15 protein-coding genes are annotated in these 16,157 nt (G+C 59.4%); 8 read left to right on the forward strand and 7 right to left on the reverse strand.

What is annotated here, in order from left to right:
- Positions 1-15: 15 nt before the first annotated feature.
- Both INT39_RS10700 and INT39_RS10705 read left to right on the forward strand, forming a co-directional pair.
- Complete coding sequence (locus tag INT39_RS10700) at positions 16-705, forward strand: crotonase/enoyl-CoA hydratase family protein (RefSeq protein ID WP_193073908.1); 690 nt, start codon at positions 16-18, stop codon at positions 703-705.
- The gene (locus INT39_RS10705) at positions 705-1,769 is read left to right on the forward strand and encodes a metal-dependent hydrolase (RefSeq protein ID WP_193073909.1); all 1,065 of its coding nucleotides are present in this window, start codon (positions 705-707) and stop codon (positions 1,767-1,769) included. Before INT39_RS10700 ends, INT39_RS10705 begins: the two co-directional genes overlap by 1 nt.
- Positions 1,770-1,803: 34 nt before the next feature.
- Here INT39_RS10705 and INT39_RS10710 read toward each other — a convergent pair whose 3' ends face one another.
- Entirely contained in the window at positions 1,804-2,907 is a 1,104-nt protein-coding gene (locus INT39_RS10710; RefSeq protein WP_193073910.1) for an AI-2E family transporter, read from the reverse strand.
- Positions 2,908-3,093: 186 nt separating this feature from the next.
- Between INT39_RS10710 and INT39_RS10715 the strand changes: the two genes are divergently transcribed.
- Positions 3,094-4,296 carry an MFS transporter gene (locus INT39_RS10715; RefSeq protein WP_193073911.1) on the forward strand — a complete coding sequence of 401 codons (1,203 nt, stop codon included), beginning with the start codon at positions 3,094-3,096 and terminating at the stop codon, positions 4,294-4,296.
- Positions 4,297-4,299: 3 nt separating this feature from the next.
- Here the strand turns inward: INT39_RS10715 and INT39_RS10720 are convergent, their stop codons facing one another.
- From INT39_RS10720 to INT39_RS10740, 5 genes are all read right to left on the reverse strand, one after another.
- Positions 4,300-4,626 carry an AzlD domain-containing protein gene (locus tag INT39_RS10720; protein WP_193073912.1) on the reverse strand — a complete coding sequence of 109 codons (327 nt, stop codon included), beginning with the start codon at positions 4,624-4,626 and terminating at the stop codon, positions 4,300-4,302.
- Positions 4,623-5,342, reverse strand: a complete 720-nt coding sequence (locus tag INT39_RS10725; protein ID WP_193073913.1) for an AzlC family ABC transporter permease — start codon at positions 5,340-5,342, stop codon at positions 4,623-4,625. The genes INT39_RS10720 and INT39_RS10725 overlap by 4 nt, the downstream gene beginning before the upstream one ends.
- A gap of 33 nt (positions 5,343-5,375) precedes the next feature.
- A complete protein-coding gene (locus INT39_RS10730) occupies positions 5,376-8,846 on the reverse strand; it encodes a hybrid sensor histidine kinase/response regulator (RefSeq protein ID WP_193073914.1) in 3,471 nt (1,156 codons plus the stop codon).
- 95 nt (positions 8,847-8,941) lie between these two features.
- The gene (locus INT39_RS10735; protein WP_193073915.1) at positions 8,942-9,322 is read right to left on the reverse strand and encodes a diacylglycerol kinase; all 381 of its coding nucleotides are present in this window, start codon (positions 9,320-9,322) and stop codon (positions 8,942-8,944) included.
- Positions 9,322-9,993 (reverse strand): response regulator, encoded by a 672-nt coding sequence (locus INT39_RS10740; RefSeq protein ID WP_193073916.1) that lies wholly within the window; start codon positions 9,991-9,993, stop codon positions 9,322-9,324. The genes INT39_RS10735 and INT39_RS10740 overlap by 1 nt, the downstream gene beginning before the upstream one ends.
- 178 nt (positions 9,994-10,171) lie before the next feature.
- On the opposite strand from INT39_RS10740, the gene INT39_RS10745 reads away from it, so the two are divergent.
- A complete protein-coding gene (locus tag INT39_RS10745; RefSeq protein ID WP_193073917.1) occupies positions 10,172-11,101 on the forward strand; it encodes a DMT family transporter in 930 nt (309 codons plus the stop codon).
- An 88-nt stretch (positions 11,102-11,189) separates the two neighbouring features.
- Entirely contained in the window at positions 11,190-11,588 is a 399-nt protein-coding gene (locus INT39_RS10750; protein WP_193073918.1) for a PA3611 family quorum-sensing-regulated virulence factor, read from the forward strand.
- A 27-nt stretch (positions 11,589-11,615) separates the two neighbouring features.
- On the opposite strand, the gene INT39_RS10755 is transcribed toward INT39_RS10750, so the two are convergent.
- Positions 11,616-11,951 carry a 4a-hydroxytetrahydrobiopterin dehydratase gene (locus tag INT39_RS10755; RefSeq protein WP_193073919.1) on the reverse strand — a complete coding sequence of 112 codons (336 nt, stop codon included), beginning with the start codon at positions 11,949-11,951 and terminating at the stop codon, positions 11,616-11,618.
- Between the two features lie 165 nt (positions 11,952-12,116).
- On the opposite strand from INT39_RS10755, the gene INT39_RS10760 reads away from it, so the two are divergent.
- The 3 genes from INT39_RS10760 to INT39_RS10770 all read left to right on the forward strand — a co-directional run bounded on the left by INT39_RS10760 (position 12,117) and on the right by INT39_RS10770 (position 16,129).
- A complete protein-coding gene (locus INT39_RS10760; RefSeq protein WP_193073920.1) occupies positions 12,117-12,584 on the forward strand; it encodes a hypothetical protein in 468 nt (155 codons plus the stop codon).
- A 112-nt stretch (positions 12,585-12,696) separates the two neighbouring features.
- Entirely contained in the window at positions 12,697-14,907 is a 2,211-nt protein-coding gene (locus INT39_RS10765) for a TonB-dependent siderophore receptor (protein WP_193073921.1), read from the forward strand.
- Positions 14,908-14,965: 58 nt separating this feature from the next.
- Complete coding sequence (locus INT39_RS10770; protein WP_193073922.1) at positions 14,966-16,129, forward strand: PepSY-associated TM helix domain-containing protein; 1,164 nt, start codon at positions 14,966-14,968, stop codon at positions 16,127-16,129.
- Positions 16,130-16,157 lie beyond the last annotated feature (28 nt).

A 16,157-nucleotide genomic window follows, 5' to 3' on the forward strand; every position in this document is an offset into this window, starting at 1 on the left:
GATGAGGGTTCTTGGATGAGCGAGCTGGTTTCCTACAGTTTTTCCGATGGTATTGCGCTGCTGAGTCTGGACAACGGTAAGGCCAATGCCCTGTCGCCTGAGCTGTTCACCGCGTTCAATGCTGCGTTGGATCAGGCTGAGCAAGATCGGGCGGTGGTGGTGATCAAGGGCAAGGAAGGTATTTTTTCCGGCGGCTACGATCTCAAGGTCATGACTTCCAGCCCCGAGGCTGCCAAGGGCTTGGTGGCCATTGGCTCTACTCTGTCGCGCCGCCTGCTGTCTCATCCCTATCCGGTTGTCGCTATGTGCACCGGCCATGCGATAGCCAAAGGCGCATTTCTGCTGTTGTCCGCCGACTACCGCATCGGTGTGGAAGGTCCATTCAAGATCGGGCTTAACGAAGTGGCTATCGGCATGACCATGCACCATGTTGGCATAGAGCTGGCACGCGCGCGCCTGACTCATAGCGCCTTTACTCGCTCGGTGATCAACGCTGAACTGTTTTCGCCGGCAGACGCTGTTGCCGCGGGCTTCCTGGATCGAGTGGTGTCGGCCGAGGCTTTGGAGAGCGAAGCCATGGCGATGGCAACACAGTTGACCAAGCTGAACATGACCGCCCATCGCAATACCAAGCTGAAGACCCGCAAAGCACTGCTGGAGTTGCTGGATCAGTCGATCGCAGAAGACAAACTGCATAACCTCTGATGGATTCAATTACTCAGGCGGTACTGGGCGCTTCGGTTCAGGGCGCCCTGCTCGGGCGCTGGCAGGGTCGTAAGGCCCTGTTGTATGGCGCCATGCTGGGCACTTTGCCCGATATGGATGTGGTATTGGACTTCGGCGATGCCGTCGCAGATATGACCTATCACCGCGGATTCAGCCATTCGCTGCTGGTATTGAGCCTGCTCAGCGTGCTGATGGCCTGGATGCTAAGGCGGTTTCGCCCGCATCCAGGGTACAGCGGTATGCGGCTCTGGCTATCTATCTGGTTGGTGCTTACCACCCACGTGCTGCTGGACGCTTTCACCACCTACGGCACCCAGTTGTTCTGGCCGCTGGCCACGCCGCCTGTGGCCATCTCCAGCATTTTCATCATCGATCCTTTGTACACACTGCCGCTGTTGCTGGCGGTAATCGGTGGTGTGGCGATCGGTTTGCACAAGCGGGCCGGCGTCCGCCTGCAGTACATCGCCCTGGCTCTCGGCAGTTTGTACCTGCTCAGTACTCTGGCGGGCAAGCAGATGGCCGAGCAGCGGTTGGAGCAGGCGCTGGCCGAGGTTGATATCCAACCACAGGCCACGTTCAGCTCTCCCACACCCTTCAATACATTGCTGTGGCGTGTGGTAGCCGTGGATGGCGACGATTACTACGAGGGATTGGTGAGCTGGTTCGATGCTCACCCGCCACGGCTGGAACGCTTGCCGCGTCACGCCAGCGCCGCACAGGCAGTGCTTGCGGATTCACCTCAACACCAGCGCCTGCACTGGTTCACCGGCGGCCTGCTGCGCTATGACCTGATTGATGATCATTGGGTGGTCACCGATCTGCGCCTGGGCATGACCGGCTATCACCCGTTCCGCTTTGCCCTGGCTCAGGTTGAGCCAGCGGGGCAGGAAGCCCGGCTGATTGAGTTTGCCGAGCTGTGGCCAGTGCCCCCTGTGCAGCTGTCAGCTCTGGGGTTTCTGCATCGGCGCGCGCTGGACGAAAGCTACCCGGTGTCGTTGCAGCGCTTGGCCGAGTCGCTGGCCCTCTCCCCCGCTTCGCCATAAGCCGGGGGAGAGAGCCCGTTAAGCGGACCCAGCTCTACCCTGGGTGCTGGTGCGTGATCAAGGGCACCTCTGTGTCCCCTTCATGCACCCATTCACGCCAGATCGCCAGCAGCAAGGCCATCAGCACCGGGCCGACGAATAGCCCAACCAGCCCCATGGTCGTGACGCCACCGATCAGGCCGAAGAAGGTCAGCAGGAAAGGTAGCTTGATCGGCCCACCCACGAGGGAAGGTCGAATGGTCTTGTCGACAATGAACAACTCGACAGAGCCCCAGATGAACAGTCCGACACCCGCCACGGTATCGCCGCTGCCCACCAGATACAGCGAGACCAGTGTGAAAGCCAGCGGTGCACCACCGGGGATCAACGCCATCAAGCCGGTAATCAGCCCCAGCGCCACCGGTGAGGGTACGCCGGCGACCCAGTAGGCAATGCCCAGGATAATCCCTTCACCGATCGCGATCAGCCCCATGCCGATCACCGTGGCGGTAACGGTCGCGGGCACCATGCGCGAAAAACGCTGCCAGCGGGCCGGCAGCACGCCTTCACCCACACGGTCAATCTGCCCCACCAGCAGATGCCCATCCCGGTACAGGAAGAATAGTGTGATCAGCATGAACAGCAGCGCCAGGGTCAGTGAAAATGCCTTGCCGCTCATGGCCATGATCACCCGGGAGATATTCCCAAGATGCTGACCACTGACCATCTGGATGATCTCGCTGATGGCGTGGGGGTGATTCAGGTATTCATTCCATTGCTCGGCCAGCCAGGTGCCCATCAAAGGTAATGCAGCGATCCAGCCGGGAACGCTGGTGCCCTCCCGGTTAGCCTCCACCAACCAGGCCATCCAGCTCTGCGCTTCCTCCAGAGCGAATGAAAATGCCATGAACAAGGGCATGATCAACACGCCGAGAATCAGCATTATCGAAATGGCCGCGGCTAGCGTTCGACGCCCTGCACACATCCGCAGCAGACGCTGATACAGAGTCCAGGTGGCAAAGGCGATTATCAGCGCCGCGAGGACGGGGACGACAAAACCATGAAAGAAATAGACTCCGGCGACAATCACCAGTAGTAGAAGCCAACGCGCCGCAGAATGCGACGGCATGATGGATGGGGGTGGCGTTGTTGTACTCATAGACTTCCTTCGTTGTCTCTTGCCCGGCTCATCATAACAGCAGGCCGCCGGGCGATAGAGGGAATACTTTTACAGCGTTTATCTTCCACAAAGCGCGCCATAAGCTCCCCTGATATCCCGTATGACGCACATACTATCGCGACCTCTGCAATAATGGCGCAGTTTGTCAGCCAAAGAGATTTCTGAATGCACAGCACGGCGACAGTTCCCACCCAGAGAAACAGTCTAGCGATAGCAGCCTGCCTGCTGGCCACTTTCACTACCATTATGGCCAGCCACATGCCGACGCCGCTGTATGCAGTCTGGCAGCAGCAGTGGGGATTCTCTGCGACGGCGTTGACCGCGGTCTTTTCCGTCTATGTGCTGGGCGTGGTATTGACGCTATTGACCATGGGTTCCCTATCGGATCAGCTCGGCCGCCGGCAGATGTTGATTCCGGGCCTGCTGTTCATCCTGCTCGGTTCGGTCGCCTTCATGCTGGCCGGCGACATCTATCAGCTGGGCAGTGCGCGGCTGCTCACCGGCATCGGCACGGGTATGGTTACCGGCGCGGCAACGGCTGCCGTAGTCGAGCTGGAGCCAGATGGCAATTGGGCACGCGGCGCAACCCTGTCGGCACTGGCATTTACCTTGGGCGCTGCGACCGGACCGACCGTCAGCTCGCTGGCCTTGCGCTGGACCAGCCATGCCCATGTCTGGCCGTTTCTTATCATTATTGGTCTGGGTGTACTGGGTATTATCCTGCTGGTACGCGCGCCCTGGCCGACCCATCTCGGGCAGCGGCAGCAAGACTTCAGTCTGCGCACATGGCGACCGACAGCCGTGCGCGTGCCTCGCTCATTACTGGGTCCTTTTCTGTTTTCTGCAGCAGCAATCTGTCTGGCCTGGTCCACCGGCAGCCTGTATTCCTCGCTGGGACCGTCCATGGCGCGGGATCTGGCAGGCGTCAGTGACCTGGCGCTCGCCGGATTGTTTGCTGCGGGCTGGCAGCTGGTTGCCGGCCTCACCCAGTTTGCCGGGCAACGTCAGCCACTCAATCGATTGCGCGTGGCGGGGCCGATGATGCTGATCGCCGGGCTGGCCGCCATGGCCGGCGCAGTGCTGCTGGCATCCGTCTGGTTGTTCACCCTCGCCACCTTGGCCACAGCTATGGGCGCAGGCGCCATCGGGGTGATTGCCGTGGTGACGATCGCCCGCTCCGCCCCGCCTGCCGAGCGTGGCGCGATGACCTCGGCGTTCTATCTTGCCGCCTACCTGACCATGGCTATCGTGGTACTGGGCATCGGCTTTGCCAGCGACCAGTTCGGGATGGTGAACAGCATGCTGGGATTCACAGTACTGATTTCCGGCGCAGCTCTGGGGCTGATGCTGGTGCGGCGGCGAGCGTAGAGCTCAGGAGTAGAGCCAGCGCCAGAGGAAGAAACAGAGCATCCCGCCGGCAATGGTCGCGATCAGGTTGCGCCAGCGCGCGGCAATGCCAATGGCGGCAAGACCGCCAATCAGATAGGCATTATCAAATGACAGCTGCAGACCCTGCCCGTCCGGCATCAACATGACGGGCGCCACGATGGCCGTCAGCACCGCCACCGGCACATAGGTCAAGGCCCGTGCCACCAGTGGGTTGAAACGTACCCGGTGGCCAACGGCGAACAGCGTATAACGGATGGTAAAGGTAATCGCTGCCATGCCGAGGATCAGTGCCACCTCGAAGCTGTTCATTTGGACTCCGGAGCAACGTCAGGCCCACCGATACGCTGCTCGGCAATCACCCCCGTCACCACACCGGACAACGCCGCCAGCATCAATCCCAGCTGATATGGCAGGCCATGGGCAAGCAGTGCAGTGGCACCCGCCACCAGCGCTGCCAGTATCATCGGCCGATTGCGCAGCAGAGGTACCACGATGCCGATGAAAGTCGCAATCATGGCAAATTCCAATCCCCAATCGGACATCCCCGGCAGAGCCTGGCCCAGCACCACGCCGATAATCGTACAGGTCAGCCAGACGCTGTACATGGCCAGACAGGAACCGAAGAAGTACCAGTGTTTGTGCTCCAGCGGGGTTTTGCCCAGCAGGTAATGACGATGGACCACGGCGAAGCTTTCATCGGTCAGACCGAACGCCAGGCCGATCCGCCAGCGCTGCGGCAGATGCCGTACGTAGGGCAGCAGACTGGCACTGTAGAGTGCATGCCGCAGGTTGACGATCAGTGTGGTGAGCAGAATCACCACCAAGCCGGCGCCGGATGCCACCAGACTGGCAGCAACAAATTGCGCTGACCCGGCAAATACCAAGGCAGACATCGCCAGCGTGGCGCTGATCGACAGCCCCGAAGAAACCGCAAGGGTGCCAAAAACAATGCCGAACGGCAGTGCGCCGATCAGCATGGGAATGGTATCGCGCATGCCCAGCAACAGTTCCCTGAAAGGTGACATTTCGATCTCGGTTGGTTGTACGCAAAAAAGGAATCAGACGCTGACGTAGCGACTGATCAACGCGCGCAATGCGGCCGGTTTCACCGGTTTGGGCAAATAGTCCAAGCCGTTCAGTCGGATGCGCATGATCAACTCATTGCGCCCGTCAGCACTGATGACTACGCCCGGCAATTCCATACTCAGCTGCTCGCGCAACCAGGCCATCAGCTCGATTCCGGTATCGCCATTATCCAGATGGTAGTCGGCCAACACCAGCTCCGGGACGAATCCGGAATCCAGTACCTCCTGCACCTCCCGGCGATCACGGGCCACGGCAACGTTGCATTGCCAGCGGCTGAGCAGGCTTTTCATACCGGTGAGAATATTCGGCTCGTTGTCGATGCACAGCACCTGCGCACCACTCAATGCCGGCGCACTCTGCGGATGCACCGCGCGCGCATGCCGGTCATAACGGTCGACCGGCACCGTCACACTGAATACACTGCCCCGCCCCGGCCATGAGCGCACGGCAAGCTCATGATTCAGAACCCGGCACAGCCCGTCGGCGATGGCCAGCCCCAGCCCCAGACCTTTTTCAGCCTGGGTGCGGTGGTTATCCAACCGCTGGAATTCCTCGAAGATGGTCTGCAGTTTATCCCGCGGAATACCGGGGCCCTGATCCCAGACTTCGATACGCACCGCATCCGGCAGGCGGCGCATGCCCAGCACCACTCGGGAGTTTGCGGCGTAGCGGAAGGCGTTGGTCAGAAAGTTCTGCAATATACGACGCAGCAAGCGGATGTCGCTGCGTACCCGCACGCGACTGTTGTAGACCCGCAGATCCACACCCTGCTCAACGGCCAGGGCGCCGAATTCGATACGCAGCGGCTCGATCAGCTCGGCGAGCACGAAGCTGCTCCATTCCGGGGTGATACGGCCGGATTCCAAGCGCGACAGGTCGAGCAAGTCAGATATCAGATCTTCGGCCGAGCGAAGCGATGTATCCAGGTGCCGCACCAGCTCCTGAGCTTCGGCCGGCAGGCTCGGCTGATGCGCCAGCGAGGCGGAGAACAGGCGCGCAGCGTTCATCGGCTGCATCAGGTCATGGCTCACCGCTGTAAGGAAGCGGCCCTTGGATTGACTCGCCTGCTCGGTTTGCGCCTTGGCCTGAATCAGCGCCCGGTTCAGCTCGGACAATTCGCGAGTACGCTCGACCACCCGCTGTTCCAGCCCTTCGTTGGCATCCTTCAAGCCCTTCTCGGCCTCGCGGAACGCAGTAATATCGGTAAAACTCATGACGAAACCGCCGCCGGGCATCGGATTGCCGATGATTTCGATAACCCGACCGTTGGGAAACATGCGCTCCGAGCGGTGCGCCGTGCCCTGGCGCATCCAGTTGACCCGCTTGTCCACATGCAGCTGCGGGTTACCCGGTCCACACAGGCCACGACGCGCGTTGCACAGAATCAGGTCGGCGATCGGCCGGCCAATGGTGATCAGCCCTTCGGGATACTGGAACATTTCCAGATAGCGCTGGTTCCATGCAACCAAGCGCAGCTCCTTGTCCACCACGCTGATGCCCTGGTTGATATTTTCGATGGCGCCCTGCAGTAGTCCGCGGTTGAACTGCAGCACTTCGGACGCCTCGTCAACGATGCGCACCACATCATCGAAGTGCATGTCCCGGCCTTCAATTGCGGCTCTCACCACCACCCGCGCGGACGAGGCGCCCAACACCCCGGCCAGCAGCCGTTCGGTATGGGTGATCCAGCTGCTGTCCGCCACCTGCGCAGGGTTGAACTCCAGGTCCTGAGTCTCGGCAAAACGCTCGAAGCCGGCCTGTGCACGCTCCTCCCCAACAAAGCGCGAGGCCAGAGTCAGCAGATCATCCACCGTCACCCGCAACATGGCTCGGCTGGGGCCGTCCGCCCACTGATCGCCGTCCAGGCTGACGAAACGGCTGGCCTGCCAGTGTTCCAGCACGCGGGTACGACTGAACAGAGACACCACCACGAAAATCACGAAGTTACAGCCAATCGCAACGATACTGCCCAGCGTCAGACCATCGATCGGCAAGCCGAACCCATTGCTGTACAGCTCCTCCAGAACGGGCCAATCAGCCGCTCCCGTGATGCCCATCAACGGCACGATCAGCAGATACAGCCACAGACCGATACCCACCAGCAGACCTGCGAAGACTCCGGTGCGATTGGCCTGCTTCCAGAACAGCGCGCCGAACATCGCCGGCGCCAGCTGGGCGATGGCGGCAAAGGCAATCTGTCCGGTGTTGGCCAGGCTGCCAGCCGAGCCGATCATGCGATAAACCACATAGGCCAGCAGCAGGATAATCAGAATACTGCTGCGCCGGACGTTCAGCAGCCAGCCGCGGAACTCCTCGTAAGAGCGCTCGGACTTCTGGGTACGCAGTAGCAGCGGCAGCACCACATCGTTCGACACCATGGTACTCAGCGCAATTGCCGCGACAATCACCATGCCGGTGGCCGCCGATGCCCCACCAATGAAGGCCAATAGCGCCAGCACCGGCTGGCCTTCCATCAATGGCAGATTGATAACGTAGGAATCAGGCGATAATGCTGAACCGAAGCTCAGTTGGCCAGCCAGACTGATCGGCACCACGAACAGGCCGGCCAGCACCAGATAGGCGGGAAATACCCAGCGGGCCATGCGCAGGTCACCGGACTGGATGTTTTCCACCACCGCCACCTGAAACTGCCGGGGCAGACAGAGAAAGGCCAGGATCGCAATAAAGGTCTGGATCAGCAGGCTGGTATACATGGTTTCGCGCTGCCAGTACTCCGCCAGATCCGGACTGGTGCTTGCCCGCTCCAGCAGATCAGCGAAGCCACCAAACAGACCGAAGGTAACGAAGATACCCACGGCCAGAAAGGCAAAAAGCTTGACCAGCGACTCGAAGGCGATCGCCAGCATCATGCCGCGGTGATGCTCGGTGACGTCCAGGCTGCGCGTGCCGAACAGGATGGTGAACAGTGCCAGTACGAAGGTCACCACCAAGGCCGTGTCTTCCGCCCCATGGCCGCCCTCGGACATCGGCATATCGCTGCCAGTCAGCAGGTTGAAGCCCAGCACTATGCCCTTGAGCTGCAGCGCAATGTAGGGAAGCACGCTGACCAGACACAGCAGAGTGACGATCACCCCCAGGCCCTGGGACTTACCGTAGCGCGAGGCAATGAAGTCAGCGATTGAGGTGATGTTTTCCTGCTTGCTGACCGCCAGCATGCGGGCAAACAGCCGCCAACCCAGAATGAATAGAATCACCGGACCGATATAGATCGGCAGAAAATCCCAGATCTGGCCCGCCGCCATGCCTACCGCACCGAAGAATGTCCAGCTGGTGCACCAAACCGCAAGCGACAGACTATAGACCCAGACACGCAGGCGCGGATTGAATTCACCGGTCTGTCGATCGCCCCAGAAGGCGATGGCGAACAGGCAAGCCATATAGATCAGGAATGCGGACGCAACCAGCCCGGCAGAAAGCATCATTGACGGTAAAATCTCGAGATGAGAAGAGAGCGTAGTCTGGCAGGCGTTGGCGACTTTGCCCAGACGCTGCGCCTCATACCTAAGTCGAAGTCCGCTCAGTCGCCCAGCAGTACCAACCCCCAGACTACGGCAATCAGAAACAGGCTGAACAGCTGCGCGGCGCTGCCCATATCCTTGGATGCCTTGGACAACGGATGTCGCTCGAGGGAAATGCGATCGATCGCCGCTTCGATGGCGGAATTCAGCAATTCCACTACCAGCGACAACACCACGCAGGCTATCAGCAGCGCCTTGGATACCGCCGGTACCGGCAGAAAGCAGGCTATTGGAATCAGCACCAGGGCGAGCCAGACCAGTTGCCGGAACGCTGCTTCCCCGCGATAGGCAACCTTCAACCCGTCCAGCGAATAACCGAAAGCACGCCAGATGCGACGTACACCGGTAATGCCTTTATAGGGGTTATCCGTGGGTTCCATCAGGGTTGTGGTTGCCGTCCCGAGGTGGCCAGCTCCATATGTTGCAGCGCCATGGCTGCCTGGGTACGTGTGCGCACACCGAGCTTGCGGAAGATCGCGGTGACGTGCGCTTTGACGGTCGCTTCGGAGACACTCAGCTCATAGGCGATCTGCTTGTTCAACAGACCGTCGCAGACCATGCTCAGCACCCGGAACTGCTGGGGTGTCAGACTGGCCAGCTGAGCGCTGATGGTTTCTTCCTCGGCGCTCAGCGGGGCGGCATCTTCGTTCACCTGAACCGGCCAGCAGACATCGCCATCCAGTACGTCCTGCACGGATTTCTGGATATCTTCCAGACTGGAGGACTTGGGAATAAAACCACTGGCACCGAAATCCTTTGCCCGTTTGACCACGGCCACCTCTTCCTGAGCGGAAATGACGATGACCGGTACGTGCGGGTATTGACTGCGCAACAACACCAGGCCGGAGAATCCGTGAGCGCCCGGCATATTCAGATCAAGCAGTACCAGATCCCAGACACTGCGCTGCTCAAGCAGGGACTGCAACTCGGCAATCGACCCGGCCTCGGTCAGCTTGATTTCCGCGCTCAGACCCTTGCTCAGCGCCTGGAACAGTGCGCTGCGAAACAGCGGATGATCATCCGCAATCAAAATCTCGTAGATTGGCCCCATGCCGTGCTTCCGCCTGCCGGTATCAGTGTATCTGGATGTGTCATTATGCCGCGACACAGCCTGACACCGGCGGCACCATCCGTCAATTTCTTTACCGGAACTGCAGGCTGAATCTGCTGTCATTATCTGGTTGCGCCGCGCATAATTCTTCGCTTTTTATGACGATACAAGAGCTTACATGAACCTGCGCACTTATCGGGCCGATGTCCTGATGTTGATCACCGCCCTGATCTGGGGCACCACCTTTGTCGCCCAGAGTCTGGGCATGGCTCATATCGGACCCTTTCTCTATACCGGGTTGCGCTTTGCACTCGGCTCATTGGTGGTACTACCTCTGGTGCTGCTCGCTCGGCCGCAAGCCGATCAGGCGGCGCGCCGCTTCAGCAAGCCCATGCTGCTGGGCAGTATTGCACTGGGAGTAGTACTGACCCTGGGTATCAACCTGCAGCAGGTCGGCCTGCTGTTCACCACCGTGACCAACTCAGGCTTCATTACCGGTCTGTACGTGATTCTGGTGCCGCTGTTCGGCCTGTTTATCGGCTTGCGTAACGGGCTGGGCACCTGGTGCGGCGCTGGCTTGGCGGTGGTCGGCATGTTGCTGCTCAGCGTCAATGCCGACTACCGCATCGCCTTCGGCGACCTGTTGCAACTGGCCGGCGCGGCCTGCTGGGCGGTGCATGTCCTGCTGGTTGGCGTACTGGCTTCGCGCTATGATCCAATTCGGGTGTCTTTTATTCAGTTCAGCGTATGCGCCGTTGTCAGCCTGATCCTGGCCCTGCTGCTGGAGGAAATCGACCTGGATGCTATTCGCCTGGCCATGCCGGCCATTCTCTATGGCGGCCTGCTGGCGGTGGGCATTGGTTTCACCTTGCAGGTGGTCGCTCAGAAGAACGCGGTGGCGTCCCACGCGGCGATCATTCTCAGTCTCGAAGCCGTATTCGCCGCCCTCGCCGGCTGGCTGGTATTGAATGAAACGCTGAGTCTGCGCGGTTTCATCGGCTGCTGTCTGATGCTGACTGGCATGCTGGTCGCACAACTGGTGCCGATCTACCGGCAACATCGTCACAGCCGCGCAGCAGTACAGCAGGAGCCGGCGGGACATCATTGATAAAAACCTTGGCCCCATCAGAACCAGTCGGGGCAACAGCGGTCACAGATGTATGCCCGACAGATGTATACCGCTCGCTGGAGATTCTATGCGTTACCTTATTGTTTTGACTGCCTTATTGATTGCCATGCCCAGCCAGGCCGTGTCGCTGCGCGATACCCGCCTTGAAGAAACCCTGCGAAACGTTGCCCAGCAAAGCAGCAAGGACACCCCGCGTCAGGTCAATGCCAATATCATTGATGAAGGGTTCAGTGCCAAAGGCAAGGAACTCATCAACCACCTGACTGTGGACAGCGAATACGCCACCCGCATGCAGGGCGACCCGCTGGTCGTGCGCAGCCAACTGCAAAGCAGTGTCTGCGCCGACCAGCGCTTCCGCCGCTTGCTGGATATGGGCGCGACCCTGACCTACCATTTTGTGCTCGCCGACTCCAGCCAACCGGTATTGACCCAGAGCTTTGTGGCCGATCATTGCCAATCCATGTAGCGGCTGGCGCTGATGCGCCTGCTCCCCTCAACCCAACAGGTCGGTCCGCGCCGCCATGATGAAGTCATTACGGTGCAATCCACCGATCTTGTGTGTCCACCAGCGCACCGTCACCTTGCCATATTCCAGCAGCAACGCCGGATGGTGATTTTCCGCTTCGGCCAGTTCAGCCACCTGATTGGTGAACACCAGCGCAGCAGCGAAATCGCGGAAGCGAAACTCGCGCATGAGCTGATGTTCACCGGCCACATCAATCACTTGCCAATCGGGAATCTCCCGTTGCAGTGACTCCCGCTCCTGATCGGTAACACGCGGTGCATCCGCACGGCAGGCTTCACAGTGCTGTTCTTTCAGCTTGTTCATGACTCTCTCCAGCAGGTTTGTCCATAGCCAACTATAGCGCTGGGTAGTTGCCACGACCGGTTGTTTGATCGAATGCCTCAACGGCTGGTCAGAAAGTGGAGAGAATCACGATCCTGATCAACACTGAAGACACAGCTCCCGTTGCCCGCCATTGAGGAAGTGATTATGAGCACCCATGCTGCCACCGCCGATGACATGATCGACATTCACACCGGCGCGAGGGATTTACGACGCTTTCAACGCCGTAGCTACAGCGGCAATCTCGACGAGCAAGCGGCGTTCGAACGGATGGTGGATCTGAGCTGCGAGGTTGCCCGACAGCTACGCGGCAACGGGCCGGGTATCGTTGCCGTGATCGCTGGCCAGGTATGCTGGGTCTCGCCCCTGTTCACCGCCGATGAGCCACTGGTCTCGGCAATGAATCCACGCTTCGAGAATACCGAATTCACTTTTGCCATCTTCCCCTCCCATACCGATGAGCTGGATGCCGAGGAACTGGACACCATTTCCGATGCGATCACGTTCTGGCTGGCCAATCCGGTCTTTCGCCAGATCGACCAGGCAAAGCTCGATACCGCGCTGCCGGTGATCATCGAACGTTGGACTGATGATGATTGCCGCCATCTGCTCTGAGCGCACCCATAGCACAAAAAAACCATAAAATCCTCCGTAAAACTAATGCAAATCATTATCAGTAACGATATCATTCGCTCCGATTTCACCCCAGAAACGGAACGGAATACCCATGTCGCGACCTGTCCTCCCCTTCGCCCTGCTGCTATTACCCCTGTCCATTTCCCTGGCGCTGCCGACCATGGCAGCCACGAATGCCCCCACCGATCAGAACTCAAGCATTGAGTTGGAGCCAACCTATATCCAGGGTTCCCTGGGTAACGCTCTGGGCGAAACCGAAGGTTATCGTGCCAGCCATAGCAACGTCGCCACCAAGACCAGCATGCCGCTGGTGGAAACCTCGCAAAGTGTTTCCGTAGTCACTCGCAAGCAGATGGATGATCAGGGTGCGCAGAGCGTTTCCCAGGCCTTGCGCTATACCCCCGGTCTGATGGCCGCACCTTACGGCGCCACCAGCCGTTATGACTATGTGGCCATGCGCGGTATCACCGATGGCTCGGTGGACAACCTGTATCTGGACGGTCAGAAGCTGCTGGGCGACAGCGCCACTTACAGCACCTTGCAGGTCGACCCTTATTTCATAGAGCGGATCGACATCCTCAAAGGCCCCTCTTCCGTACTCTACGGCCGCAGCCTGCCGGGCGGTCTGGTGGCACTGACCAGCAAGAAGCCGGGCTATGACAGTCATCGTCAGCTGCAACTGTCCTATGGCAGTCACGATTACAAGCAGGCGGCCTTCGACATCGGCGCACCACTGGATGCAGGTCGGCGGGTGAATTATCGGCTGGCCGGGGTGGTGCGTGATGCCGACAATCAGGTGGATGACATCAAGAACGAGCGCTTCGCGCTGATGCCCTCCTTGAGCATCGATTTCACCCAGGATACCCGTCTGACACTGCTGGCCATGCTTCAACATGATCCGGAGGGCGGCTATCACGGCGGCCTGCCGGCAGACGGCACTGTCACGTCTCATAACGGCCAGCGTATTTCTCGCAGTTTCTTCGAAGGTGACGAAGATTACGAGAAGTTCGAGCGCCATCAATACATGCTCGGCTATCAGCTGGAACACCGCTTCAATGACGTGGTATCCGCCCGGCAGAACTTCCAGTATCTGGATTCGCGGGTGGAGTCGGAGCAGGTCTACCAGTACGGTTATGTGGCCAGCACCGACGATCTGGTTCGCTATTACACCGGCGCCGATGAAACCTTGCACGCCTGGAGCGTGGATAACCAGTTGCAGTTCGAATTTGCTACGGGTGAGCTCTCCCATACATTGGTTACCGGGCTGGATTATCAGCGGCGCAAGACCAAAGTCTCCTATGATGCAGCCACTGGCCTCGCTCCCATCAACCCCTTCACCGGCGCCGAAGGCGCTGGCGCTCCGGTGTTTTACCATCAATATGACGAAGCCCGCTTTCTCGAGCAGACCGGTCTGTATGTGCAGGATCTGATCAGCCTGGGCAACTGGCGGCTGTCCCTCGGCGCACGCCAGGACTGGGTCGATATCGATTTTGATCAAACCCTTGGGGCCCTGGGTGACCAATCCGATGATGTTCGTACTGACCAGTTTTCCGGTCGTATCGGTCTGCTCTACGCCTTCGACAACGGCCTGTCGCCGTATGCCAGCTTCTCCCAGTCATTCAATCCCAACGCTACCGGCGCCTACAACGAAACCCCGTCCGGAACACAAATCACCCTGCTGAAACCGACCGAAGGCGAACAAACCGAAATCGGCCTGAAGTTCCAGCCTCCGGGCACCCAGGACCTGTACACCATCGCCCTGTTCGATCTGACCCAGTCGAATCTGGCCAACAAGGATTCCGGTGAAAACTTCTATCGCTCCGTCGGTGAGGTAAGCTCCCAGGGTGTTGAGTTTGAGGCCCGTTTCAAGCCCATCGAGCCGGTCAATGTGCTGGCCAGCTATACTTGGATGGACGTGGAATACTCGAAGGACTTCACCGGCGCCGCCGAGGTCAACAACCGGGGCAACACGCCCAACGCGGTGGCGAAAAACATGGCCTCGTTATGGGCCGACTACAGCTTCACCAGTGGCTCGCTGGCGAGTCTGCAACTGGGCGCCGGGGTGCGTTATTTCGGCAAGAGTTGGGCGGATGCGGAAAACACCCTGCGCCTTCCCTCCTATACCCTGTTCGATGCGTCGGTTGGCTATGACCTGAGCAAGCTCGGGGCTACGGGACTGGGTCTGCGGGTCAACCTCAATAATCTGACCGACGAGACCTATGTGGCGGCATGCAACAGCCTGAACCAGTGCTATTACGGCGACGAGCGCAACCTCATGGCAACCCTGACCTACGACTTCTGACCACCCGTTGAAGCCGCCGGCATATCGCCGGCGGCTTCATGCATTCCGGATCAATTCAATGCGTTCCATCCTGTTGTATCTGCATCGTTATATCGGCCTGGCCATGGCGCTGTTCCTGGCGCTGGCAGGCCTGACCGGGACTATTCTCGCGTTTCACCATGAGCTGGACGAGTGGCTCAACCCTGACCTTTACCATACCGGCTCCAGCGGGCCGGCTCTGCCTCCCGATCAACTGGTCGAGCGGGTGGAGAGCGCCTGGCCGCACATGCAAGTCTGGTATATGGAGTTTCCCGAGGAAGCCGATCACGCCGCAATGCTGGCCATGGTGCCTCGTACCAACCCAGAGACCAGCGAGCCCTGGCCAGAAAAGCCCATAGTGCGTTATCTCGATCAGGTTACCGGCGAACAGGTCGGTGAACGTTACTGGGGCGATTGCTGCTTTTCACGGCGCAACTTCGTGCCTTTCATGCTGGAATTTCACTACAACCTGACTCTCCCGGGCAATTGGGGACTGTGGCTGATGGGCTTGATTGCGATCGCCTGGGTAGTTGACTGCTTCATCGCATTGCTGCTGACGTTTCCGCGCGGCAAGCCGTTCTGGCAGAAGTGGCAACGGGCGTGGAAGATCAAGGGCGGCCACTCCACGCGGGTCAATCTGGATATCCATCGTGCGAGTGGGTTGTGGCTCTGGCTGCTGCTGTTGCCGGTAGCCATCAGCAGTGTGGCAATGAACCTGCCCGAGCAGGTTTTCAAGCCGGTGATTTCATTGGCTTCGCCGATTAAACCCAGCGTCTATGCTGCACGCGGCGAGCTGCCTGCCGAGGAGCTCGGCGTGACCGGGTACGGCTATGGCGAGGCGTATCAATTGGCGATGCAACACGCCCGCGACCTCAAACTGGAAGAGCCCATCACCGAGCTGTATTACAGCTTCGAGTACAACTTCTACGGTGCCGGTTTTGGTGATCATGCCAGCAATCAGGGCAATGCCTGGGTTTTCTTCCATGGCACAGATGGCCAGTTACTGGGTAAGGAGATACCGGGGCAAGGTACGTTGGGCGAGCGCTTCTTCCAACTGCAAGCACCCATTCACGGGGGGCGTATTCTGGGAATGCCGGGACGTTTTCTGATTGCAGCTCTGGGTCTGGCAATCTGCGTACTATCGGTGACGGGCGTGGTTATCTGGTGGCGTAAGCGCCAGGCGAGACGGCTGCGCCGCGTTTGAAAAAACAATCCCGCAGCCGATATGATCG

Source organism: Pseudomonas sp. FME51 (genome assembly GCF_014897305.1).